This window comes from Bradyrhizobium algeriense (assembly GCF_003062295.1).
Taxonomy (GTDB): Bacteria; Pseudomonadota; Alphaproteobacteria; order Rhizobiales; family Xanthobacteraceae; genus Bradyrhizobium; species Bradyrhizobium algeriense.
Map to the genome: position 1 here is coordinate 89,293 of NZ_PYCN01000010.1, position 20,131 is coordinate 109,423.

Sequence of the window (20,131 nt, forward strand, 5' to 3'; positions counted from 1 at the left end):
CGTCATCTCATATGAGAACGGGAACCGCCATGACCGACCAGACCGCCGCGATCGACGCCAGCCGCCGTACCGAGGCCTCTTCGACCGTCCTGCAGATCGCTGTGTTGGCAGGCCTTGCCGCGACCGGAACGCTCGCCACCAACATCCTGCTGCCGTCGCTGCCGCAGATGGCGGCATCGCTGAACGTCACCAGCGCGGCGGTGACCTCGGCGATCACGATCTTTCTCGCCGTGTTCGCCGTCGGTCAGCTTGCGGTCGGGCCGATCTCGGACCGTTACGGCCGCCGCTGGCCGGTGCTGATCGGATTTGGAGTATTCTTTGCCGGCAGCGTCGGGTGCGCGCTGGCGACCGACCTGACCAGCCTCTTGATCGGCCGCGTGATCCAGGCGGCGGGCGCCTGCGCCACGTCGGTGCTGTCCCGCGCGATCGCCCGCGACATGTTTTCGGGCGCTGCATTGGCGCGCGCGATGGCGCTGATCATGATCGCGATGGCGGCGGCGCCTGGCTTCTCGCCGCTGCTCGGCGGCGCGCTCGACCACGCTTTCGGCTGGCGTTCCGAGTTCGTCCTGGTCGCGGCCTTTGCTGCGCTCGGCGCGTTGGCCTATGGGACGGTATTCGGCGAGACCCATCACGCAACGCGCACCCCACTCGATCCGCTCGCCATCGCCAAAACCTACTTCGGCCTGATCGCCGATCGCCGCTTCGTGGTGCCGGCCGCGACCGTGAGCCTGATCCTGGGCGGGCTGTTCTCGATGTTCTCGGCCGCGCCCCGCGTCCTGATCGAGGCGATGCACTTCACGCCTATACAGCTCGGCCTGTTCTTTGCGGGCACTGTGCTGATCGTGTTCGCCGCCGGCATGCTCGCGACCCGACTGGCGCCACGCTACGGACTCGACCGGCCGATCCTGGGCGCGTTGTTTCTAGCCGCCGCCGGCAGCCTCGCGATGCTGCTGGTTTCGCTGTACACTCCCACCTTCCTGCCATTTCTTGCGGCCATGAGCGTGTTCCTGCTCGGCATGGGCATCGTCAGTCCGTTGGGCACGGCGCAAGCGCTCTCGCCGTTTGGCGAGAAAGCGGGCGCGGCGTCGGCGCTGCTCGGTTTCTGGCAGATGATGACGGCCGCCATCGGCGTCTGGCTCGCCGCCACGATCTCGCACGAGGCGCTGTTCGCGCTCGGCATGGTGCTGACAGTGTTCTCGCTGCTGGCGGTCGGGCTCTACATGCTGCGGGCAAGACCGAACTAGCCGGCCAAGTACCGCTCGTACTTCCCTGCCACCACCTCATCCGCGGCGATGTCAGGATCGAGCGTATACAAATCCTGCGCGCGGCCGATGCCGCGCAGCGCATAGCGGCCGGTGGACACCAGATAGTTCCGCCCGGCGGCATCGAGGCCGGCGCGGAACGCCGACGACATCAACAATTCGCGGTCGACCGAGCGGCACATCGAGGCGATGCGGCTGACCTCGTTGACGGCCGGCCCCACCACGGTGAAGTCGAGCCGGTCATCGCTGCCGATATTGCCATAGAAGACTTCGCCGACATGCAGGCCGACATGGGCCGACGTCACCGGGCGGCCCTCGGTGGTGCGGCGGGCGGTCAGCGCCTTCATGTTGCGGCGGAAGCGATGTTCGGCGCGAAGTGCTGTGCGTTTTGCCAACGCCATGTTGTCATGGGTGAACATCGCCAGCACTCCGTCGCCGATCAGCTTCAGCACCTCGCCGCCGGCGTCATGGATGGCGTCGATCGAGGCCTGTGCGTAATCGTTGAGGAACGGGATGATCTCGCCGGGATCGATGCTCTCGCTGATCGCGGTCGAGCCGCGCAAGTCGGAGAACCACAGCACGGTATTGATGCGCTCGGTGACGCCGCGCGTGATCCGTCCGCGCAAGACCTGCTCGGCGGTGTCGCGCCCGAGATAGACCCGGCCCAGCGTCTTGGTGATATCGGCCTGCGCCGCGGTCTTGATGGCAAGCCCGAGCACCGGCACGAGGTCGCGCAACGCCGCCAGGCCCTGCGCGCCAAAACCCTCGTCGCGCCGGGTCACCCAATAGGAATAGAAGCAGTCCATCTGCCCCATGGTGCCGGCCTCGCCGAACCGGTGCACATAGGCCACCAGATGCTTGTGGCCCTTCTCGGCGAGTTCGTTCACGAACTTGAACCTGTGAGTCCCGCCGTCGGCGAGGTCGACCGGCAGTTCCTCATGACCGTTTTCGAGCATGTGGTAGAAGATCGAACTGCGCCAGGCCTGCGCGGCTTCGCCCTCGTTGGTCGAACCATATTCGAAGACGTCGCTTTCGTTGGTCTCGGCGTCGTTCCAGCGAAAGCCGCGGCCCTCGAAGATCGGGTGCAGCGTATCGATGAAGACCATCCCGCGCGATACGGGGAGGCCTTCGGCGCGGCAGCGTTGGCAGAAACCGCGGATCAGATCATTTTCGGGTAGGCCTGTGAGACCCTGGTTGACCAGCCAGTTCATCAGGCGCAGACGGGGCGTGAGTTCCATGCCGCCATTATGCCGCGCAATCGTGACGGGTGAAAGCCTCGCGCCCTTCAACCCTTCGCGCGCGTCACCGCCTCGCCGTCTTCCTTGACGAAGGATTGGATGGGGTTGTCGAGCAGATCAAGCACCAGCTCTGACGGCCGGCACAGCCGCACGCCCTTCGGCGTCACCACGATCGGCCGGTTGATCAGGATCGGATGAGCAAGCATGAAGTCGATCAGCTCGTCGTCGCTCCACTTTGGGTCGGCCAAGCCAAGCTCGGCATAGGGCGTGCCCTTTTCGCGCAACAGCTCCCGTGGCGTGAGGCCCAAGGCCTTGATCAGCTCGACCAGCCGGACGCGGCTCGGCGGCGTCTTCAGGTACTCGATCACCTCGGGTTCTTCGCCGCTCTGCCGGATCATCGTCAGCGTATTGCGCGAGGTGCCGCAGGCGGGATTGTGATAGATGGTCACGCTCATGGCCGGGCCTCCTTGGTCGTTGCCGTCTCGCCTGCCCCGCGCAGCAACCAGTTCATGAAGATCAGCGCCACGACGGCGCCGCTGAGTTCGGCCGCGATAAAGCCGGGAAGATCGGCGGGACGAATGCCCGAAAACGTATTGGTCATCGAGCGCGCGATGGCAACGGCAGGATTGGCAAACGAGGTTGAGGCCGTGAACCAGTAGGCCGCCGTGATGTAGAGGCCGACCAGCCAGGGTACCGCGGACCGGTTGAATCGGATGCCGGCGAGGATGGTCGCCACCAGGCCGAATGCGGCGACGCCCTCGGCGAACCATTGCGCGCCGCCGGTTCGCATTTTCAGCGAGGCGTCAATCAGCGGCAGCGCGAACATCGCATGCGCCGCCATGGTTCCGGCAATCCCCCCGGCCACCTGCGCGGCAACGTAACCCAGCGCGTCGCGCGGCGTCAGTTCGCCCTTCAAGGCAAAGACCAGCGATACCGCAGGATTGAAATGCGCACCCGAGATGGGCCCGAGAATCGTAATGAGCACGACCAGGATCGCACCTGTCGGCAGCGTATTGCCGAGCAGCGCCAGCGCGACGTCCTTTGTCAAGGTTTCGGCCATGATGCCGGAGCCGACCACGGTCGCGACCAGCAGCGCGGTGCCGAGTGCTTCGGCGGTGAGCCGGCGTGTGAGGTCAAAATTCTGCATGATGTTCCTGGCAGGGGTTATGGACCATATCCCTTATGCCGATTCCTTTGGCGACCATCACGAACTCAACCCCGACGTTGACGCCCAGACATCGCCTTGGTGGTCGGATTGGCGCTGTTCGGGGCTACCTTCTCGGCATTCCTCTTTCCGGCGTGCTGTATCAGGCCGCCGTATCACGGGCTGCCTCGGTTCGATCCAGAGCTGCTCTTTCATCGGCCTCTTCCGGACTTCTTGCGGTTTTCTTCACACCTTGGAACACATCCGCTGATGGGCCGTCGCAATCGCCGAAAGGTCCGACGCAGCATCGCGTTGCAGACCTGCGGCCGCCTTGCGCTCGGAGTAGCGGTCCGTCAGAGTCGTAACGTGGGGCCGGAGCAGGACCGTGAAGCGAACGAGCTCTTCGACGACGTCGACAATCCGTTCGTAGTAGCTCGATGACTTCATCCGGCCGGTCTCGTCGAACTCCTGGAATGCCTTTGGGACGCTCGACTGGTTCGGAACGGTGAACATCCGGAGCCAGCGACCCAGCAGCCGCAGCGTGTTCACGGCATTGAAAGACTGCGAGCCGCCGCAAACCTGCATGACCGCCAGCGTTCGGCCCTGGGTCGGCCGCATACCGCCCATGTTGAGCGGCAGGTGATCGATCTGCGCCTTCATGACACCTGTGATCTGGCCGTGCCGCTCCGGACTGCACCAGATTTGCCCCTCCGACCACATCGACAGCTCACGCAGCTCCTGCACCGCCGGATGATCGTCGCCCTTGAACTGATCCGGCAACGGGAGGTCTGATGGGTCAAAGATGCGCGGTTCGGCTCCAAAGAAGCGGACGAGACGGGCCGCCTCTTCGATAACCAGACGCGAATAGGAGCGCTCTCGCAGCGATCCGTAGAGAAGCAGGATGCGCGGCGAATGCCGGCGGTCGGCAGCGAGGCCGCTCGCCTGGCTTTGCGGCACGTGGCGCCTGTCTAGGGCGGGCAGGAAGTCGGGATCGGATAGTGTACGAACTCTCATACGCGTTCAGCCGTTGATATGGGAGCCAAAGGAACGAGCGCTGTTTCCGCTCCACGGACCGTTGCGGGTACGCTCAGACATCAGCCCCCCTCGGCCTAGGCTGGCAACACGGCGTGAGGTCTTCGATGACCGGCGCACAAATTTCCGGCCGCCCGTCGCAACAATCCCGGAGCATGAACAGCACGACATCCTGTAGACGGCTCAGATCGGCGCGATAGACGATCGAGCGGCTGAACCGCTGCGCCGATACCAGCCCGGCGCGCGACAGCACCGACAAATGCGAGGACATGGTGTTTTGCGGGACCTCGAGCGCCTTGGCGATGTCGCCAGCCGAAAGCCCGTCCGGCTCGTGTTTGACCAGCAAGCGGAACACATCGAGACGGGTCGATTGGGCGAGTGCGGCCAGCGCGGCAATGGCATCCGTTGATTCCATATATCTAGAATTAGCGATATATAGACACTTGTCAAGTCGACGCAGCGACAGGCGCCGCTATTTCCGTAATTCTAGAAATATAGTTGACATCGTAGGCGAAGCCTGAAATGTTGCTTCCATGAAGCTCGATGACGCCGCCGCCCATCTCGAGGCGCTGGGCAACCCGACCCGGCTCAAAATCTACCGCGCGCTGATCCGCGCCGGGGGCGCCGGGCTAGCGGTCGGGCGGCTGCAGGAGAAGCTGAAGATCGCGCCCTCCACCCTCTCCCACCACATCAAGGCGCTGGTGGTGGTCGGCCTCGTGACCCAGGTGCGCGATGCGACCACGCTGATCTGCCACGCCAACTACGAAGTGATGCGGGAGCTGGTGGGTTTTCTGGTCGCGGAATGCTGCACGGAGAGCGCCGAAACAAAGGATGCCAGGACGGCGGCATAAGCATCATCATTTGCGCCATATTTCGATATTTCCAGTTTAATGGGAGAATGCCATGAGCGAAGCCAAGACCGTCGCCATCATCGGAGCCGGACCGGTAGGCTTGGCCGCCGCCGCCCATGTTCTGGAGCGCGGCCTGCAGCCGATCGTGCTGGAAGCCGGCGAAACTGTCGGCCACGCCATGCGGCAATGGGGCCATGTTCAACTGTTCTCTCCATGGGAATACAACGTCGACAAAGCGGCGGCGCGCCTGCTGGCGACGACAGGCTGGAATTCTCCCGAACCCGATCAGTATCCGACCGGCGCGGAGATAGTTGAGCGCTACCTCGAACCGCTTGCGGCCCACGCCGCGCTCAAGCCGCACATCCACACCTCGAGCCGCGTCACGGGCATCAGCCGCATCGGCTTCGACAAGCTGAAAACAAAAGGCCGCGAGGCCGCGCCGTTCGAAATCCGGTATCAGAACGGGAAAGGTCCTGAGGTCGTCAAGGCCGATGCGGTCATCGACGTATCCGGCACCTGGCACTCGCCGAATCCGGCGGGCGCGAACGGCCTCCCCGCCATCGGCGAGACAGAGGCCACCGACAGGATCGCCTACGGCATGCCCGACGTATTGGGTAAGGACCGCGCACGCTATGCCGGCAAGACCGTAGCCGTGCTGGGTGCCGGGCATTCCGCGATCGGCACGCTGACCGATCTGGCGAAGCTTGCGGCAGAAGCACCTGAAACCCGACCGGTCTGGCTGTTGCGCGGCAGCGATCCCGCCAAGGCCTTTGGCGGCGGCGCCAACGACAAGCTGGTGGCCCGCGGCGAGCTGGGTGCGGCTTTTGCCGCGCTGGTGACCGCCGGCCGGATCAAGCTGGAAAGCGGATTTCGTGTTTCGCATCTCATCGCCGATGGCCCCAGCCTTGTCGTGGCCGCCCTCTCCGGCTGCTCGGCCCGCCGGGTCATCGCCGACGAGTTCATCGTCGCAACGGGCTTTCGCCCGAACCTCGACTTTGCGCGCGAGTTGCGCATCCGGCTCGATCCGGCGATCGAATGCCCGGTCGCGCTGGCGCCGCTGATCGATCCCAACGAGCATAGCTGCGGCACCGTGCGGCCGCACGGTGCCCGTGAACTTGCGCAGGATGAGCCCGGCTTCTATTTCGCCGGCATCAAATCCTACGGCCGCGCGCCGACCTTCCTGATGCTCACGGGATACGAGCAGGTGCGCTCGATTGCCGCCGACATCGCCGGCGACCGCGCGGCCGCGGAGCGCGTCGAACTGGTGCTGCCCGAGACCGGCGTCTGCAGCCGGCCGCTCGCGCCAGATGCCAGCAATTGTTGCGGCGGCCCTGCATTATCGGATGTTGACGCGTGTTGCGTCGCGGATGAGAAATCAAAGCAGGACGGCAAGACGGGGTGCGGCTGCGCCTCCTGATCAATAGGGAGTGAACGGAATTTTTCTGGAAGGCCGATCCGTCATTGTCGCGATGTGCCTGGGGCAACTCGGCAGCCTGCTCCCGCACGTCGTCGTGCCATCCATTCTTGCGGCGTTTCTGATTCCGGAGTGGCATCTCAGCGGCGCGCAAGCCGGCCTGCTGGCGGGCTCGGGTGCGGCAGGTTACATGCTGGCTGTCCCGTTTTTGGCGACGCTCACTGACCGTATCGACGCGCGCAAGATCCTGATTGCAGGCTCCGCACTCAGCGCACTCGGCACGCTGCTGTTCGGCATGTTCGCCACCGGCCTCTGGTCGGGCGCGCTCTTCAACGCGATCGCCGGTGTGGGATTTGCGGGCGCCTATATGCCAGGCCTGAAAGCGTTGACGGATCGTCTCGCGCCGGGCGATTCATCCCGCGCGATCACGCTTTACACGTCGAGCTTTTCGTTCGGGGTCGGCCTGTCGTTTCTGGTTTCCCAACTCGTCGCCGAAGCCTGGGGCTGGCGCATCGCATTCTTCGTCACGGCCGCCGGGCCGCTCGTGATGCTCGCCGTCTGCTTCCTGCTGCGGCCGGTCGAGCCGAAGCCGGCGACGGGACGCCTGCTGGATTTCGCGCCGGTGTTCCAGAACCGGAAAGCCATGGGGTTCGTGCTGGGCTACGGCGCGCATTGTTTTGAGCTCTACGGCATCAGAACCTGGATCGTGGCGTTCTGGACCTTTGTCTCGCTGAGAAATTCAGACGCCTCGATTTTGACGCCGATCGTGGTCAGCGTCGTGTTCTCGCTGCTCGCGATGCCCGCGAGCATTCTCGGCAATGAGCTCGCGCTCAGGTTCGGCCGCCACCGCGCCGTCACGGCGGTGATGTTCTCCTCCGCCGCCGTTGCGCTTCTGATCGGCGTATTCGCCGACAAGTCGCCCTGGCTGCTACTGCCGCTGGTGCTCATCTATGCCATCACAGTTCCTGCCGATTCCGGCGCTTTGACCTCGGGCATGTCGATGGCCGCAGACCCGAGCCATCGCGGCGCGACCATGGCGATGCATTCGACCGTCGGCTTCAGCCTGTCCGCGCTTGGCGCGTGGGCGGTGGGCATAGCGCTCGATGTGGCGGGTGGACCGCAGAGTGCGTCGGCCTGGATGACCGCATTTTCGGTGCTGGCGGCGGGCATCCTCCTTGGACCGCTGGCGCTCTATTGGTCGAGAAGAGAGACTCCACAGCCGTGAACCGCAGCCAGTTTTCCATCATTGTCGCGCTCGGCACGACGCAGACCTTGGCCTGGGCTTCCAGCTATTACCTCCCCGCGATTCTCGCCGATCCGATCGCGCGCGATCTCGGCGTTTCCCCGAACTGGATCTTTGCCGCGTTCTCCGCCTCGCTGGTGATTTCGGCGATGCTCGGCCCGCGCATCGGCCGGCAGATTGATCTGGTCGGCGGCCGCTCCGTGCTGTCGATTTCCAATGTCACGCTGGCCGCGGGGCTCGCCCTGCTCGGCCTCACCTATTCGATACCGGTGCTGCTTACAGCCTGGCTCCTGCTCGGCATCGGCATGGGTGCGGGCCTCTACGACGCCGCCTTCGGCGCGCTCGGCCGCATCTACGGCGACAAGGCACGGCGTTCCATTACCGGCATCACCTTGATCGCGGGCTTCGCCTCCACGGTCGGATGGCCGCTGACCGCGTGGGGACTCGAAACCATTGGCTGGCGCAACACCTGCTTTGCCTGGGCGGCGGCACACATCCTGATCGGGCTGCCGATCAACTGGTTGATGCTGCCGCCGGTCGCGGGCGCAAAGGCCGCCATTGCCGCCGCCATCAAGCCGCACATCCCGATCGACCGCACCATGATCCTGCTGGCATTCGCCTTCGCCGCCGCGTGGACCGTCACCGGCGCGATGGCCGCGCATTTGCCGCGCATCCTGGAATCCGCCGGCGCGACATCGCTGCAAGCGGTCGCGGCCGGCGCGCTGATGGGTCCGGCGCAGGTGGCGGCCCGCATCTTCGAGGCCGGTTTCCTCAGTCGTTATCACCCGCTGGTCTCGGGCCGGCTGGCATGCCTGACGCACCCGATCGGCGCGGCGATCCTCGGCCTGGCGGGCGGCGGCGCGGCCAGCGTGTTTGCGGTCTTTTACGGCGCCGGCAATGGCATTTTGACCATAGCTCGCGGCACGATGCCGCTCGCGATCTTCGGCCCGCAGAACTATGCCTACCGCCTCGGGATCATCGGCGCACCAGCGCGGATCGCGCAGGCCGGCGCCCCGCTGGCGTTCAGCCTCTTGATCGACGTCATGGGCAGCCGCATCCTGATCGTGTCGTCGGCGCTCAGCCTTGCCGCACTGCTGGCGCTGTGCTTGCTGCGTGCGCCGCCGCCTCGAAGCGCGACGAAAGAAGAGGATGCCTGAATGATCATCCGCATCAATCCGCCTGAACTCGGGTCGCCACCCGGCTATTCGCAGATCGTCGAGGTGTCAAAGCTCTACGGTCCGGATTTCCTGATCGAGATCGAGGCAATCGCGGCGGCGTGAGCATCAAGCAGGCTTCCTGACTTCCGACGTTGCGATCCAGATCCCGGCGAACACCGCGACAAGCCCGAGCACGAGATTCGGCGTGATCGGTTCTCCGACCAACTGAGTAGCCAGCAGCCCTGCCGCGAGCGGATTGACGGTCATGGTGTTGGCGACGCGCGTCGGCGACGCCCGCTCCAGCGCCAGCACCCACAGGATGAACGCCAGCGCGCCGCCGGCAACGCCAAGATAAATCCCGGCGATCCATTGCGGCGTGCTGAACTGGCTCAACGCCGCCACGCTTCCCGTCAACAAGCCGACCAGGACCAGGGCCACGGCACCGGTCCCCATGCCGACCGTCAGGAAACCCAGCGCGCTCGATCGCTGGATGAAGGGACGAGACCAGACATTGTAGAACGCCATGCACAAGACTGCCGCGGTCATGATCAGTTCACCGCGCCAGGCTCCCGGCGGCGCGGCCGACAATCCCGTTGCAAGCGCGGCAGCGACGCCGAGCACCGCGACGCAGACCCCGATCGATTTCCGTTTCGTCAGCGGCTCGATGCCGAGTATTGCGCCGACCACCATGGTGTGCAGCGGCAACGTCGCCAGCGCGAGCGAGGCACGCGCCGCGGTCGTGTAGGACATCGCGATGTTGTAGAGGACGAAGAATACGCCGAAGAAGCAAAAGCCCAGCGCGGCGACGGCCGGCAAATCCCGCTGTTGCGGCCATCGCGCCTTCAGCAACAGCGCCGCCGGCAGCACGCAGCAAAAGCCGATCGCCCAGCGCAGGATCGCAAGCGTGATCGGATCGGTGTTGCCGGCAAGATAGCGCGTGATCGCCGCGGCAGTCCCGCCGAGACAACTCGAGACCAGCGCGATCGTGACCCCAACCCATTCGCCCACGCCGTCTCTCCGCATTCAACGCGCCATCGACTGCAGCGATTGGCTGAACATATGGTCGCGACAGAGCAGCACGCGAGCAAAAAGCGTTTGTCGTGCGAATCTTTCTGCTTGATGGCGGCAACTGTCAGCATGGCGGCAAATGTCAGCAGCGCGATCATCGCTAGCGGCCAAACGATGTATCTTGCGCACGATGCCGTGCCGGGCATAGCCTGACGACGGGGGTATCGCAGCCTCCCCGTCAAATGGCGATCCCATTCAAGCGCTGCTCGCTTTTCTGTGGAGCGGGCACATGGATGGAACGACACTCGAACTGCTGCTGTTTCTTCTCGCGACGTTTGCCGGCGCGCTGGTCGCCGGACTGTCTGGCTTCGCCTTCGGCCTCGTCGTATCGGCGATCTGGCTCTACATCCTCACCCCGCTGCAAACGGCGACGCTGATCATCGCATTCGGGCTGCTCGTGCAGGGCTATTCGGTCTGGAAGCTGCGCGGCGCGCTGGACTGGCGGCGGCTCTGGCCGTTCGTGGCCGGCGCCGCGCTCGGCGTTCCCGTCGGCGTCGGCATCCTGACCTGGGCGAACCCCGCCCATGTGCGCATGGGCGTCGGCGCGTTCCTGGTGCTTTACAGTCTCTACGCGCTACTGCGGCCTGCAATCCCAAAGGTTGAAGCCGGCGGCGCCGCTGCCGACGCCGGCATCGGATTCCTCAACGGCGTGCTCGGCGGCATCACCGGGCTTGCCGGGATCCTGGTGACGATCTGGTGCGGCCTGCGCGGATGGCCGAAGGACGTTCAGCGCACGGTGTTTCAGCCGGTGGCCGTTGCGATCTTCGCCATGAGCGCCTTCTGGATCGGCGCCAGGGGCGCGATCACGCCGGATACGATCAAGCTGTTCCTGATCGGACTGCCGGCCTTGTTCGCCGGCACTTGGCTCGGGCTAAAACTGTTCGGGCGGCTCGACGAGGCCACGTTCCGGAAAATCGTGCTGATACTTCTTCTGGTCTCGGGCGCCCTGCTGATCGTGTAGGCGGGCATTCGCGAGCAGTATCGCAATGGATTGGGGCAGCCCCGGCCAGGCCCATTAATTATAGCGTCAATCCATTTCTAAATTTCAATCAATTGCCTCCGACCTGCATAGCGTGGCGTCAAGAAGTTTTTGTCATGACGACGTGCCGGAACCCGTTTCCGGTGGTTTCGAGGCTCCGCTCTGTTGGAACTTCAAGGCTCTGGAATTGGCTATGAATGAAGCGACCCGCTTACGTGAATTGGAAGCCGAGTGCCGTCAGCGCGCTCTGAGCGAACCGGACAAGAAATGGTACTGGCTCGCGCAGGCCGCCAAATACCAGGTGCAGGCCAACCAGAAACTCGCCTTTCACTCGGAAGAGGCCAATACGCCCGACTCTCCGGAGATCAAGCTGGCGCAATGGTCGCACGTTCGAGATGAGCGGCGATTGATGGACCCCCTCCCTGACGGACGGCGACCGCCCTGGTAGTCGCGCGCCTCAAAAGCTCTAACGCCCCTGCTCCTCGGGCGGCTTGATATGGCGGAACGAGAACAAGAGCGCGAGGTCGTAGGCGATCTTGAGCGTGCCGCAGACCACCAGCGGCAGCCCCGTAAACGACGTCATCAAGAGCGCACCTGAGATCGCCGGGCTGATCGCCGATGCAAGGCTGCGCGGCACGGCGGTGACGCTGGCAGCCGCCGGCCGCTCGGCCGGCGTCACCACAGCCATGACGTAGGAGGTGCGGGTCGGCACGTCCATCTGCGACAGCGCCGAGCGCAACAGCAGCAACCCAAGCGCCAGATAGAGGTTCGGCGAGAACGCCGCCAGGATCAGGAAGATGCTGGAGGGAATGTGCGTGAACACCATGGTGTTGACGAGGCCGATGCGCTTGGCAATCCAGGCGGCGACCGGATAGGAGAAGGCGCTGAGCGTGCTCGACCAGAAGAAAAACAATCCGGCCGCAGACAATGACAGGTCGAACCGCTCGAACAGCCAGAGCACCAGCAGGGACTGCGCGACGAAACCACCGGCAAAGGAATCGATGCTGAACAGCGCCGCGAGCTTGTAGACGGTGCCGCGCGAGGGCCCGAGCGGCGCCTGTGGCGCCCTCTCCTCGCCACGCGCATGCGGCACATAGCGATAAAGCGCCGCGCAGACGATGCCGAGCGCGGCATAGGCGTAGAACATCAGGCGGAACGCGGCGAGTTTGGTGCTGCCGCCCGCAACCAGGAGATCGGGCAGCGACGCCGCCAGCGATCCAACAGCAGTGCAGAGCGCGCCGATCAGGCTGTAACGCGCGAACACCTGGGTGCGGCGCTCATCGGTGGCGCTGTGCGCCAGCACCGCATGCTCGAGCGGCACCAGCACGCCGAGATCACCGCCGGATGGATTGATGGTGCCGACGAAGGCGACCAGCGCAATCAGCACAAAATGCTCGACGCCGGGAAAGGTGATGCCGGTGGCGGCCATCAGGCACGCGCCCGCGATCAGCAGCGGCCGCAGGTAGTGACGGGGCGCGACCCAGCCGACGACCAGGGTCAGCAACGCGGTTCCCAGCAGCGATGCGGTCGCGACGATGCCGACCGCGATCGCGTCGTAACCGAGCGCGGTCATGTAGGCCGGCAAAATGATGACAGCAAAACCGTCGCCGAAGCCACGCAAACCCCGTGCGACATAAAGCAGCCTGATCAGCGCGTTGGCGGTGGAGGGTTTTGGTTCAGTCGTGATATCGGTCATCCCAGCGTCCATGCGCCATCCTCGACACGTCGAGAGGTGCGCAGAGCTTGGACGGCGGACCGTCTGACGGGGAGCCTGCTTCGTCCCCGATGACGCGCAAGCTAGGACCGAAACCGGCAGTTCGCAAGCACCCCTTGGGTAGGATGGGTAGAGCGAAGCGAAACCCATCGATTGGTGCCGACGAACGAAATGATGGGTTTCGCTTCGCTCTACCCTCCCTACGTGGGCCCGCTAGCGGGTTGACAGAAGAAGCCGCACGCGATTAATTCGCCCCCATGGGGATTTTGCGATCTCCCCACGAGGCGACATGCCCAAGTATCGCGTCCCGTTTTTTTTACGAGGGCGCAGCCATGTCATCCTACACCACGATATCACCAGACAAGCTTTCCAAATTGATCGGCACGGCAAATACGCCGGCCCTGATCGACGTTCGCACCGACGAGGATTTCGCCGCCGACCCGCGGCTGATTCCCGGTGCTATCAGGCGCAACCACGAGCAAGCCGCCGATTGGGGCGAGGAATTTTCCGGCCGCCCGGCCATTGTCGTCTGCCTGCGCGGTCAGAAACTGGCGCAGGGCACGGCCGCCTGGTTGCGGCATCTCGATGTTCCGGCCGAAGCGCTGGAAGGCGGATTTGAAGGCTGGAAAGCGGCCAAACTGCCGCTGGTGCCGGCGGAAAAACTGCCCGCGCGTGACGCGAAAGGCCGCACCGTCTGGGTCACCCGCGCGCGGCCGAAGATCGACCGCATCGCCTGCCCCTGGCTGATCCGCCGCTTTGTGGATCCAAACGCCGTGTTCCTGTTCGTCTCGCCGCCGGAAGTGCTGGCCGTTGGCGAGCGGTTCAACGCGGCTCCTTTCGACGTCGAGAACGTGTTCTGGAGCCACCGCGGCGAACTCTGCACCTTCGACGTCATGATCGAGGAGTTTGGCCTGGCGACGCCGCCGCTGCTGCGGCTGGCGGCGATGGTGCGCGGTGCCGATACCGGGCGGCTCGATCTGTCTCCGGAAGCACCCGGGTTGCTCGCCGCCTCGCTCGGCCTGTCGCGCATGTTCGACGACGATCTCGAACAGCTCGAGGCCGGCATGACGCTGTACGACGCGTTCTACCGCTGGTGCCGCGACGCGTCAGGCGAGACGCACAACTGGCCGACCAACAAGGCGAAATCGTAATGGAAGCCACGATCGACAAGGCGGCCGAGGCCGGCGTAAGCCGCGACCTCGGTCACGGCATCAGCTTCGGCGAAGCGTTCCGGGTCTGGCTGCGGGTCGCCGTGCTCAGCTTCGGCGGCCCGGCCGGGCAGATCGCGGTCATGCACCGCATCCTGGTCGAGGAGAAGAACTGGATCTCCGAGAGCCGGTTTTTGCATGCGCTGAACTACTGCATGCTGCTGCCGGGCCCGGAGGCGCAGCAGCTTGCGACCTATATCGGCTGGCTGCTGCACCGGACCGCCGGCGGCATCATGGCCGGCGGCCTGTTCATCCTGCCCGGCATCATCGCCATCATGGGCCTGAGCTACATCTACGCGGCTTACGGCAATGTCGGCTTCGTCGAGGCGGTGTTCTTTGGGTTGAAGGCTGCAGTGCTCGCGATCGTGGTCCACGCGGTCGTTCGCGTCGGCAAGCGCGCGTTGCGCAACCGGGTGATGATTGCGCTGGCGGCCATCGCCTTTGTCGCAATCTTCTTTTTCAACGTCCCCTTCCCGGTCATCATCATCGCGGCGGGCGTGATCGGTTATTTCGGCGCGAAGAGCGGACGGCCGGAATTCGCCGCCGTCGAACACGGCGGCGGAAACGGGAAGACGGCAGCGGTCGACAGCCTGCTCGGCGAGGAATTGCCCGATCATGTCCGGCCTACCGTGGCGCGTGCGCTAAGAGTGAGTTTGGTGTGGCTGTTGCTGTGGGTGGTGCCGGTGGCGGCGCTGCTGATCGGGCTTGGGCAGGCCAATGTGTTCAGCCAGATCGCGCTGTTCTTTTCCAAGATGGCGATGGTGACGTTCGGCGGCGCCTATGCGGTGCTGGCCTATGTCGCGCAGCAGGCGGTCGAGCATTATCACTGGCTGCAGCCGCGCGAGATGCTGGATGGCCTCGGCATGGCCGAGACCACGCCGGGTCCGCTGATCATGGTGCTGCAGTTCGTCGGCTTCATGGCCGCCTTCCGCGACCCCGGCACGCTGTCGCCGATGGTTGCGGCCACGCTCGGCGGATTGCTGGCAACCTGGGTCACCTTCATCCCCTGCTTCCTCTGGATCTTCCTCGGCGCGCCCTATGTCGAGACGCTGCGCGGCAACAAGGGGCTCGCAGGCGCGCTGTCCACGATCACCGCCGCTGTCGTCGGCGTGATCCTGAACCTCTCGATCTGGTTTGGATTGCACACGCTGTTCCGGCAGACCATCCCGGTCCGCTCGTTCGGGCTGTCGTTCGACATGCCGGTGTGGGGAAGCCTCGACCTCGCAGCCTTCGTGCTGGCGGCTGCCGCGGCGACTGCGATCTTCCGTCTCAACATCGGGATGCTGTGGGTGTTGGCGGGGTCGTGCACGGCGGGTGTGATGATGCGATTTGCGGGATGGGCTTGAGCGTAGCCATGATCTCGTAGGATGGGTGGAGCGAAGCGATACCCATCAATACCGGTTGTGAGGCTGATGGGTATCGCTTCGCTCCACCCATCCTACATTCCCTACACCCGCTCGGCCGGGGCGAGCTTGCACACTTCGGCGGCGGCTTCGATCTGCAGCGTGGAATGGTGGATGTTGAAGCGGTGCGAGAGTTCCTCGCAGACCCCATGCAGGAAGGCATCGTCGGTGCCGCCGGGCCGCACCAGATGCGCGGTCAGCGCGGTCTCGTTGGTGCTCATCGCCCAGATGTGCAGATCATGCACCTCGGCAACACCTTCGAGGCCGGCGAGATAATCCCTCACCTCGGCAAGCTCGATACCACGCGGCACGCCGTCGAGCGCGAGGTTGACGCTGTCGCGCGCCAAGCCCCATCCGCTCCAGAACACCACGGCGGCGATGACGAGGCTGATCGCGGGATCGAGCCACAGCCAGCCCGTCAGCATGATGACCCCGGCGGCAACGACTACGCCGAGCGAAACGCCCGCGTCCGCCACCATGTGCAGATAGGCGCCGCGAATATTGAGGTCGCCATGACGGCCGCGCATGAATAGCAATGCGGTGAAGCCGTTGACGGCGACGCCAAAGGCCGCGACCACCACGACCGTCCAACCCGCGACCGGCGCCGGGCTGTAGAGCCGGTTGACCGCCTCGACGACGATGCCCCCGACCGCGACCAGCAGCAGACCGGCGTTGAACAGCGCCGCCAGGATCGAAGCCCGGCGATAGCCGTAGGTATGTCGCTGCGTCGGCTGCTTCTGCGACAGCCATGCCGCGCCCCATGCCAGCAGCAGTGCGATCACGTCGGAGAGATTGTGAACGGCGTCCGAAATCAGGGCAAGCGAGTTGGCGGCGTAGCCGAAGATCAGCTCCGCAATGACGAACGCCGTATTGAGCGCGGCGCCAATGGCGAACGCCCAGCCGAAATTATCCGGCGCATGGCTGTGGCCGGCGTGACCATGGGAATGACCATGTGTGTGGGAATGATGCTGGTGAGAGTGATCGTGCGCCATTCCGCCTCGTCCAGTTCGACGGCGACTTATATAGCGCGCGGAATTGCGAATACTATTACAGGTGGGATTCGCAGGGCGGGCAAAGCGAAGCGGTCCCACCGTTCTTGATAGACATGCCGACAGATGGTGGGCACGGCGCATGCGCGCCTTTGCCCACCCTACCTTCGTTACTCCACGCCTCTCAAGAACTTGTTCGATTTCGGCAGGCCGTGTGCAAGGCGGCCGGCGTCGGCGCGGTTGCCGCGCCAGTCGGACAATTCCTTGGCGCTCATGCTCTGCTCGCGGCCGGCGGAATCCTTCCAGGTCAACCCCGCCTTGAGTTCGAACACGGCGACATCCGACAGCTTGGCGCTGGAGTACTTCTGCAGCCGCACGCCACGGCCGCGTGCCATTTCCGGCACCTGGTCGAGCGGGAACAGCACCATCTTGTGGTTGGTGCCGATCGCGGCGACCGTATCACCCGACACGGTCGCAATCGCGCAGGCCTCGTTCGGCATGGTGACGTTGAGCACCTGCTTGCCCTTGCGGGTGTTGCTGACGCAATCCTCTTCCTTGACCACGAAGCCCTGCCCTTCGCTGCTCGCGATCAGGAACTTTCGCTCGCCCTTGTTGACGAACAGCGAGACGATCGCGGCGTCCTGCTCCATGTCGATGAACATGCGGATCGGCTCGCCATGGCCGCGTCCGCCGGGTAGTTTTGCGACGTCGAGCGAATAGAATTTGCCGTTGGTGGCAAACAGCAGAAGCTTGGAGGTGGTCTCGGCGAAGAAGGCATGGTCGAGCTTGTCGTCGGTCTTGAAGGCAAGGCCCGAGATATCCTCGACGTGGCCCTTCAGCGTCCGCACCCAGCCCTTTTCGGAAATCACCACCGTGCACGGCTCGCGCTCGACGAAGGCTTCCTCGATCGCAGCAAGGTCATGCTCGGGCGCATCGGCGAACATCGTGCGACGCTTGCCGAGCGGCGTCTTCGGTCCGAAAAGGTCGCGGACCTTGCGGACCTGCTCGCCGACCTTGGACCATTGCTCGGTCTCGGAACCGAGCAGCGACTTGATGCCCTTCAACTCGCCGCGAAGGTTCTTGTCCTCGGTGCGAATTTCGAATTCCTCGAGCTTGCGCAACGAGCGCAGGCGCATGTTGAGGATGGCGTCGGCCTGAACTTCCGTCAGCTTGAACGCCTTGATCAGCGCCGGCTTGGGCTCATCCTCGGTGCGGATGATCTTGATCACCTTGTCGATGTTCAAGTACGCGATCAGGTAACCGCCGAGCACTTCGAGCCGGTTCTCGATCTGCGTCTTACGGTAATTGGAGCGGCGGACCAGCACGTCGCGCAGATGGTCGAGCCATTCGCGCAAACATTCCGCAAGCCCCACCACCTTGGGGATCTTGCCCTTGATCAGCACGTTGAGGTTCAGCGAAATCTTGCTCTCGAGCTCGGTGAGCCGGAACAGCGATTCCATCATCAGCGCCGGATCGACCGCACGGGATTTCGGCTCGATCACGAGGCGGACGTCTTCGGCCGATTCGTCGCGGACATCGCCGACCAGCGGCAGTTTCTTCTCGTTCAGTAGTTCGGCGATCTTCTCGACCAGCCGGGATTTTTGCACCAGCCACGGGATTTCGGTGATGACGACGACCCAGGTGCCACGGGCGCCCTCTTCCTGGATCCACTTGGCGCGGGTGCGGAACGAGCCGCGCCCGGTCATGTAGGCTTCGGCGATGCTTTCCTTTGAGTCGACAACAATGCCGCCGGTCGGGAAATCCGGGCCCTTGACCCATTTCAAGAGCGACTTCGACTTGGCGTCGGGCTTGTCGATCAGATGCAGCGCGGCGTCGCAGAGTTCGGCTGCGTTGTGCGGCGGGATCGAGGTGGCCATGCCGACCGCGATGCCCTGCGAACCGTTGGCGAGCAGATTCGGGAAGCCGCCGGGCAGAACCACCGGCTCCTTGCTCTGGCCGTCGTAATTCGGGCGGAATTCGACGCCGTCCTCGTCGATACCTTCCAGCAGCAACCGCGCGACGTCGGTCATGCGCGCTTCGGTGTAGCGATAGGCGGCAGGATTATCGCCGTCGATATTGCCGAAATTGCCCTGGCCGTCGACCAGCGGATAGCGCGAGGCGAAATCCTGCGCCAGACGCACCATGGCGTCGTAGATCGCCTGGTCGCCATGCGGATGGAACGAACCCATCACGTCGCCGACGATTTTCGCGGACTTCTTGAATGGCGTGCCGGGGTCAAGCCGCAACAGGCGCATGCCGTAGAGGATGCGCCGGTGCACCGGCTTCAGCCCGTCGCGGGCGTCCGGCAGAGCGCGGTGCATGATGGTCGAGAGCGCGTAGGCGAGATAGCGCTCTTCCAGCGCATCGCGCAGCATGACCTCGTGGATTTCGGCCGGTTCTTCCGGCGGCAGCTGTCGTTTTCCCATGGGGAGGCGTTAAACTTTTCGGCTGAATCGGGCAAGACGGGAAACAGGGCATCCGTCGTCCCAGCGAACGCAGGGACCCATAACCACAGGTGTTTGTGGCGAAAAATGGCTGGGGCCACGGCGCCAATGATGGGCCGCGGCATATGGGTCCCTGCGTTCGCAGGGCGACGGATCGAGGGAGTGGGTCAGGCGGAGGAACTGATTCGCGCCCGATTCCTCGTCACCGCGTTGATGAACCCGTCCCGTGCGTCGGAATGGCCCTGCCCGCGCGGTTCCAGCACGTGGCGGAGCAGGAATAGCCCGGTCAGTCGGAAACCGTCCTGCAGGTCCTGGTCCGACCAGCCGTTCGCCCCGCCCTCGCCTTCGCGCAGGAAGGCTGGCAGCCGCAGCAGCCGGTCCCGGTAGGGCTCGCCGGCCCGCCGCGACACTGCGCCGCCGGATTTCGGCGAGACGTAGATCAGGTCGGACGTCTCGCCGGTGGCGGCGCAGTTTTCCAGATCGAGGCCGAAGCCGAGTTCGGCCAGCATCGCGAGCTCAAACCTGATGAGGTGGGCCGCCGCGCCGCCGGCATCGTCAAAGTCGTCGAGCGTGCGGCCGAGCATCTCGTAGATGTCCTCGTGCGGATCGCGCTCCGGCAGCAACCGCACCAGCGAGGCCAGATGGGTGACGCCATAGGTCGCGTGCGCCGACGCCAAAAGGGTGGCCGCGCGCAAGCGCGTACCCTCAATGGCGTAATATCCGAGATGCTCGTCGAGCCGCGCCCGCCACACCGTGGTGACGCTGTTGCCCGGCTGCAGCAAGGGCCGCATCCGCTTGCCCGCACCGCCGCGCACCAGGCCGAGATGACGGCCATGCGCGCGCGTCAGCAGTTCGACGATGGCGGAGGATTCGCCATGCCGCCGCACGCCCAGCACGATACCCTCGTCGGTCCATTCCATGAGCGGAGTTTACAGGAAATCGCAGAGGGACGCAGCGGTCTCTCGGCCGTCATTCCGGGGCGCAT

The 20,131-nt window shown here is 64.5% G+C and carries 20 protein-coding genes; 10 read left to right on the top strand and 10 right to left on the bottom strand.

Annotated elements, in window-relative coordinates; translation table 11 throughout:
• Positions 1 to 29: 29 nt before the first annotated feature.
• Positions 30 to 1,244, top strand: coding sequence for a multidrug effflux MFS transporter (locus C7G61_RS20420; RefSeq protein ID WP_108517641.1), 1,215 nt, complete (start codon positions 30 to 32; stop codon positions 1,242 to 1,244).
• Here C7G61_RS20420 and C7G61_RS20425 read toward each other — a convergent pair.
• From C7G61_RS20425 to C7G61_RS20445, 5 genes are all read right to left on the bottom strand, one after another.
• Positions 1,241 to 2,500 carry an adenylate/guanylate cyclase domain-containing protein gene (locus C7G61_RS20425; RefSeq protein WP_108517643.1) on the bottom strand — a complete coding sequence of 420 codons (1,260 nt, stop codon included), beginning with the start codon at positions 2,498 to 2,500 and terminating at the stop codon, positions 1,241 to 1,243. The genes C7G61_RS20420 and C7G61_RS20425 overlap by 4 nt on opposite strands.
• Before the next feature lie 47 nt (positions 2,501 to 2,547).
• The gene (arsC, locus tag C7G61_RS20430) at positions 2,548 to 2,955 is read right to left on the bottom strand and encodes an arsenate reductase (glutaredoxin) (protein ID WP_108517645.1); all 408 of its coding nucleotides are present in this window, start codon (positions 2,953 to 2,955) and stop codon (positions 2,548 to 2,550) included.
• On the bottom strand, positions 2,952 to 3,647 hold the full coding sequence (locus C7G61_RS20435; RefSeq protein WP_108517647.1) for an aquaporin: 696 nt from the start codon (positions 3,645 to 3,647) through the stop codon (positions 2,952 to 2,954). Before C7G61_RS20435 ends, arsC begins: the two co-directional genes overlap by 4 nt.
• 243 nt (positions 3,648 to 3,890) lie before the next feature.
• The gene (gene arsH, locus C7G61_RS20440; protein WP_108517649.1) at positions 3,891 to 4,658 is read right to left on the bottom strand and encodes an arsenical resistance protein ArsH; all 768 of its coding nucleotides are present in this window, start codon (positions 4,656 to 4,658) and stop codon (positions 3,891 to 3,893) included.
• 73 nt (positions 4,659 to 4,731) lie between these two features.
• Entirely contained in the window at positions 4,732 to 5,091 is a 360-nt protein-coding gene (locus C7G61_RS20445; RefSeq protein WP_108517651.1) for an ArsR/SmtB family transcription factor, read from the bottom strand.
• A gap of 118 nt (positions 5,092 to 5,209) precedes the next feature.
• Between C7G61_RS20445 and C7G61_RS20450 the strand changes: the two genes are divergently transcribed.
• From C7G61_RS20450 to C7G61_RS47030, 5 genes are read left to right on the top strand one after another with little or no spacing between them, the layout of a single operon-like run.
• Complete coding sequence (locus tag C7G61_RS20450) at positions 5,210 to 5,527, top strand: ArsR/SmtB family transcription factor (protein ID WP_108517653.1); 318 nt, start codon at positions 5,210 to 5,212, stop codon at positions 5,525 to 5,527.
• A 52-nt stretch (positions 5,528 to 5,579) separates the two neighbouring features.
• Positions 5,580 to 6,944: an NAD(P)-binding domain-containing protein gene (locus C7G61_RS20455; RefSeq protein WP_108517655.1), complete on the top strand. Its 1,365-nt coding sequence runs from the start codon at positions 5,580 to 5,582 to the stop codon at positions 6,942 to 6,944.
• A 52-nt stretch (positions 6,945 to 6,996) separates the two neighbouring features.
• On the top strand, positions 6,997 to 8,166 hold the full coding sequence (locus tag C7G61_RS20460; protein WP_190241904.1) for an MFS transporter: 1,170 nt from the start codon (positions 6,997 to 6,999) through the stop codon (positions 8,164 to 8,166).
• A complete protein-coding gene (locus C7G61_RS20465; protein ID WP_108517658.1) occupies positions 8,163 to 9,341 on the top strand; it encodes an MFS transporter in 1,179 nt (392 codons plus the stop codon). Before C7G61_RS20460 ends, C7G61_RS20465 begins: the two co-directional genes overlap by 4 nt.
• A complete protein-coding gene (locus C7G61_RS47030) occupies positions 9,342 to 9,464 on the top strand; it encodes a hypothetical protein (protein ID WP_274542280.1) in 123 nt (40 codons plus the stop codon).
• A gap of 3 nt (positions 9,465 to 9,467) precedes the next feature.
• Here the strand turns inward: C7G61_RS47030 and C7G61_RS20470 are convergent, their stop codons facing one another.
• The gene (locus C7G61_RS20470; RefSeq protein WP_108517660.1) at positions 9,468 to 10,349 is read right to left on the bottom strand and encodes a DMT family transporter; all 882 of its coding nucleotides are present in this window, start codon (positions 10,347 to 10,349) and stop codon (positions 9,468 to 9,470) included.
• Positions 10,350 to 10,638: 289 nt separating this feature from the next.
• On the opposite strand from C7G61_RS20470, the gene C7G61_RS20475 reads away from it, so the two are divergent.
• Positions 10,639 to 11,370 (top strand): sulfite exporter TauE/SafE family protein, encoded by a 732-nt coding sequence (locus C7G61_RS20475; protein ID WP_108517662.1) that lies wholly within the window; start codon positions 10,639 to 10,641, stop codon positions 11,368 to 11,370.
• Between the two features lie 211 nt (positions 11,371 to 11,581).
• Positions 11,582 to 11,836: a hypothetical protein gene (locus tag C7G61_RS20480; protein WP_108517665.1), complete on the top strand. Its 255-nt coding sequence runs from the start codon at positions 11,582 to 11,584 to the stop codon at positions 11,834 to 11,836.
• A gap of 18 nt (positions 11,837 to 11,854) precedes the next feature.
• Here C7G61_RS20480 and C7G61_RS20485 read toward each other — a convergent pair whose 3' ends face one another.
• On the bottom strand, positions 11,855 to 13,084 hold the full coding sequence (locus C7G61_RS20485; protein WP_108517941.1) for an MFS transporter: 1,230 nt from the start codon (positions 13,082 to 13,084) through the stop codon (positions 11,855 to 11,857).
• 350 nt (positions 13,085 to 13,434) lie between these two features.
• Here C7G61_RS20485 and C7G61_RS20490 point away from each other — a divergent pair, with 350 nt between their 5' ends.
• Positions 13,435 to 14,253 (top strand): chromate resistance protein ChrB domain-containing protein, encoded by an 819-nt coding sequence (locus C7G61_RS20490; RefSeq protein WP_108517667.1) that lies wholly within the window; start codon positions 13,435 to 13,437, stop codon positions 14,251 to 14,253.
• Complete coding sequence (gene chrA, locus C7G61_RS20495; RefSeq protein ID WP_108517669.1) at positions 14,253 to 15,656, top strand: chromate efflux transporter; 1,404 nt, start codon at positions 14,253 to 14,255, stop codon at positions 15,654 to 15,656. The genes C7G61_RS20490 and chrA overlap by 1 nt, the downstream gene beginning before the upstream one ends.
• Positions 15,657 to 15,757: 101 nt before the next feature.
• On the opposite strand, the gene C7G61_RS20500 is transcribed toward chrA, so the two are convergent.
• From C7G61_RS20500 to recO, 3 genes are all read right to left on the bottom strand, one after another.
• Positions 15,758 to 16,705 carry a cation diffusion facilitator family transporter gene (locus C7G61_RS20500; RefSeq protein WP_108517671.1) on the bottom strand — a complete coding sequence of 316 codons (948 nt, stop codon included), beginning with the start codon at positions 16,703 to 16,705 and terminating at the stop codon, positions 15,758 to 15,760.
• 167 nt (positions 16,706 to 16,872) lie between these two features.
• Positions 16,873 to 19,128: a DNA topoisomerase IV subunit A gene (parC, locus tag C7G61_RS20505; protein ID WP_108517674.1), complete on the bottom strand. Its 2,256-nt coding sequence runs from the start codon at positions 19,126 to 19,128 to the stop codon at positions 16,873 to 16,875.
• Between the two features lie 185 nt (positions 19,129 to 19,313).
• Positions 19,314 to 20,066 carry a DNA repair protein RecO gene (gene recO / locus C7G61_RS20510; protein WP_108517676.1) on the bottom strand — a complete coding sequence of 251 codons (753 nt, stop codon included), beginning with the start codon at positions 20,064 to 20,066 and terminating at the stop codon, positions 19,314 to 19,316.
• Between the last annotated feature and the right edge of the window lie 65 nt (positions 20,067 to 20,131).

Coding starts and splice junctions, on each gene's coding strand:
- C7G61_RS20420 (WP_108517641.1), top strand. CDS start 30: ATGACCGACCAGACCGCCGCGATCGACGCCAGCCGCCGTACCGAGGCC.
- C7G61_RS20425 (WP_108517643.1), bottom strand. CDS start 2,500: ATGGAACTCACGCCCCGTCTGCGCCTGATGAACTGGCTGGTCAACCAG.
- arsC (WP_108517645.1), bottom strand. CDS start 2,955: ATGAGCGTGACCATCTATCACAATCCCGCCTGCGGCACCTCGCGCAAT.
- C7G61_RS20435 (WP_108517647.1), bottom strand. CDS start 3,647: ATGCAGAATTTTGACCTCACACGCCGGCTCACCGCCGAAGCACTCGGC.
- arsH (WP_108517649.1), bottom strand. CDS start 4,658: ATGAGAGTTCGTACACTATCCGATCCCGACTTCCTGCCCGCCCTAGAC.
- C7G61_RS20445 (WP_108517651.1), bottom strand. CDS start 5,091: ATGGAATCAACGGATGCCATTGCCGCGCTGGCCGCACTCGCCCAATCG.
- C7G61_RS20450 (WP_108517653.1), top strand. CDS start 5,210: ATGAAGCTCGATGACGCCGCCGCCCATCTCGAGGCGCTGGGCAACCCG.
- C7G61_RS20455 (WP_108517655.1), top strand. CDS start 5,580: ATGAGCGAAGCCAAGACCGTCGCCATCATCGGAGCCGGACCGGTAGGC.
- C7G61_RS20460 (WP_190241904.1), top strand. CDS start 6,997: ATGTGCCTGGGGCAACTCGGCAGCCTGCTCCCGCACGTCGTCGTGCCA.
- C7G61_RS47030 (WP_274542280.1), top strand. CDS start 9,342: ATGATCATCCGCATCAATCCGCCTGAACTCGGGTCGCCACCCGGCTAT.
- C7G61_RS20475 (WP_108517662.1), top strand. CDS start 10,639: ATGGATGGAACGACACTCGAACTGCTGCTGTTTCTTCTCGCGACGTTT.
- C7G61_RS20480 (WP_108517665.1), top strand. CDS start 11,582: ATGAATGAAGCGACCCGCTTACGTGAATTGGAAGCCGAGTGCCGTCAG.
- C7G61_RS20485 (WP_108517941.1), bottom strand. CDS start 13,084: ATGACCGATATCACGACTGAACCAAAACCCTCCACCGCCAACGCGCTG.
- C7G61_RS20490 (WP_108517667.1), top strand. CDS start 13,435: ATGTCATCCTACACCACGATATCACCAGACAAGCTTTCCAAATTGATC.
- chrA (WP_108517669.1), top strand. CDS start 14,253: ATGGAAGCCACGATCGACAAGGCGGCCGAGGCCGGCGTAAGCCGCGAC.
- C7G61_RS20500 (WP_108517671.1), bottom strand. CDS start 16,705: ATGGCGCACGATCACTCTCACCAGCATCATTCCCACACACATGGTCAT.
- parC (WP_108517674.1), bottom strand. CDS start 19,128: ATGGGAAAACGACAGCTGCCGCCGGAAGAACCGGCCGAAATCCACGAG.
- recO (WP_108517676.1), bottom strand. CDS start 20,066: ATGGAATGGACCGACGAGGGTATCGTGCTGGGCGTGCGGCGGCATGGC.